Source organism: Endozoicomonas sp. (genome assembly GCF_051008435.1).
In the GTDB taxonomy this organism is placed as follows: domain Bacteria; phylum Pseudomonadota; class Gammaproteobacteria; order Pseudomonadales; family Endozoicomonadaceae; genus Endozoicomonas_A.
In genome coordinates, this window is the sequence record NZ_JBPCXO010000069.1 from 1 (window position 1) to 2,211 (window position 2,211).

2 protein-coding genes are annotated in these 2,211 nt (G+C 47.4%); one reads left to right on the forward strand and one right to left on the reverse strand.

Going from position 1 to position 2,211, the window contains the following annotated elements:
* The first annotated feature begins 435 nt into the window (after window positions 1-435).
* Window positions 436-1,242, forward strand: coding sequence for a M23 family metallopeptidase (locus ACR2PX_RS03285; protein WP_433997933.1), 807 nt, complete (start codon window positions 436-438; stop codon window positions 1,240-1,242).
* A 48-nt stretch (window positions 1,243-1,290) separates the two neighbouring features.
* On the opposite strand, the gene ACR2PX_RS03290 is transcribed toward ACR2PX_RS03285, so the two are convergent.
* On the reverse strand, window positions 1,291-2,079 hold the full coding sequence (locus ACR2PX_RS03290) for a sporulation protein (RefSeq protein WP_433997934.1): 789 nt from the start codon (window positions 2,077-2,079) through the stop codon (window positions 1,291-1,293).
* Between the last annotated feature and the right edge of the window lie 132 nt (window positions 2,080-2,211).

Below are 2,211 nucleotides of genomic sequence, written 5' to 3' on the forward strand. Positions count from 1 at the left end.
AAAGAACGGCCCAATTATTCGATGAATTCGATTAAATAGGTCAACTATTCTCACGAATCCATCGAATAATTCGACTCGTTCTACTGAAATTTATGCTCGAAAGCATAAGTCCGACAGGCTCCTGGAAGGGGCTCAATAGTGTTCTCTCGCGAGGCATAAATATTATTACAGGACGTACGCCCACCAGAGCTCGTCTGATAGGACAACGCTCAACAGTTATTTGCCATAGACCGCAGTAACCAGTTTGATCCCATTGAAACTAGCATAATCTGTAAAATCTGCAGGAATGCCATCAGGCTCCTGAACCCTGTGTACTCGTCAATACAGCAAAAAACGAAAACCGTTTCCGATCTCAGACGTTTCTGATTAAGTTAGAGCTAACGTATGTTTTAATAGCGATAAAGTTGATACACATAAAGTAGACATGGAGCCCTCATGCGTCTAACTCTGTTGTTGTTTTCCTGGTTGGTGATTCCTTTTGTGATGGCCCAGGAGACGGTTTCCCTGATGTCAAAGCTGGTTCAGGGGGGCTTTTATGTTGGGCTGGTTGAGCCAGGTACTGAAGTTCTATACCAGGGCAGGTCGGTCAGAGTATCTGAGCGTGGTCGTTTTATTGTGGGTTTTGGTCGGGACGCTGATCTTCAGCAAACGATCTTGCTGACAGCACCGGACGGTGTCAGCGAAGCGCTCAAACTGAGTCTGTCCAAGCGCGATTACAAGATCCAGCGGATTAACGGTATTGCCAGGAAATACGTCAGTCCGGCTGAAAAAGTGCTGGGGCGAATAAAGGATGAAGGTCAGCTGGTCAAATCGGCCAGGCAATACGACTCTGTGTTAAAAGATTTTTTTACCGGTTTCGATCGTCCTGCAAAGGGACCTGTCAGTGGCGTCTATGGCAGTCAACGATTCTTCAATGGTGAGCCCAGAAGACCTCATTTTGGTCTGGATATTGCCGGACCTGAAGGGGCTCCGGTGATTGCACCGGCTAATGGTATTGTCCGAATGGCTGAGTCGGATCTTTATTATTCCGGTGGGACAGTCATTATTGATCATGGTTTTGGTATCACTACCAGCTACCTGCATCTGAGCAAGGTCGATGTGGTTGAAGGGCAGAACATCAAAAGGGGAGAAATCCTGGGTGCTATTGGCGCAACGGGCAGGGTGACGGGAGCTCATCTTGACTGGCGGGCAAACTGGTTTGATGTTCGACTGGATCCGGCTTTGATGATGCTGGATGAATGACTTGAAATTAAAGACGGGATGTCCAGAGGACATCCCTGATCTCATTCTCTAAACACTGAGAATGGGTTCCACAGCTGTTCTGATATTAATGTCAGAAGCGTCCAGAGGCAGTGTGAAAGAAAAGTACTGATCGTCCCGAAGGCTTAAGGACTTGTCGACTTCCGCCAGACAGTGGATCTGGTGCTGATCCAGAACAAATGACAGTTCGATCTCTTTGGAGCCGATAAAGCCCGACTTTAGAAACTCGATCTCCTGGTAACAGCCTGAGTGGGAAGAGAAGTCATTTCCCTGTAAAAAGCCTTTTTCAATATCGGCTTTTTCCAGTTCGAATCCGGCTTGCTCAATGGTGTGAATAATGCCTGCCACCACAGGCAGCGCCACAGGCAGCGGATGTACTTCGATATAGTCCCGATCACTGGGGTCAATAGCGAATTCAATATCCAGTTGCGTTTCAACCCAAAAGCGAGACTGGTTGTTTCGGGTGTTCAGCGCAGTGATCGGAGTCTCTTCATGAAGCTGCCAGGTAAAGGGTATTGGCTTTTCTTCGCCCGGATGAATGACAAAAGTATCGGTTATGGCCATTTCGCCCAGGGGGAAGGTCTGGTAGCTGACGCCGGAATCGGATTCTTCTTTCACTTCGGTATTAAACGTCAGCTTGATGGCGTCAATGGTCTGCTCAACATCACCTCCCTTTATATAAATAGTCCCTGCTAGTTCTTCTCCCTGGTTCAGGGCGATATTGTCCAGCACGGTATCCACTTTCGCCGCACCAAATCCTAAAGATGCTTTCAGCTTGTCGAGCATTGATTGTGTCCATTCAGATACTTGGTTATCCATTGTCGCCTAGGAGCCTGTCGGACTTACCACTGACCTACTGCGAAAAAGCCTGATTTGGCCATTTTTTATGATTCTTTTCGTTGAATAGCTCGCTATTCGCCTCAAATAATCATAAAAACTGTCTCAAACCGG

Bases quoted from the DNA above. Each gene is read 5' to 3' on its own strand.
- ACR2PX_RS03285 (WP_433997933.1), top strand. From the start codon at position 436: ATGCGTCTAACTCTGTTGTTGTTTTCCTGGTTGGTGATTCCTTTTGTG.
- ACR2PX_RS03290 (WP_433997934.1), bottom strand. From the start codon at position 2,079: ATGGATAACCAAGTATCTGAATGGACACAATCAATGCTCGACAAGCTG.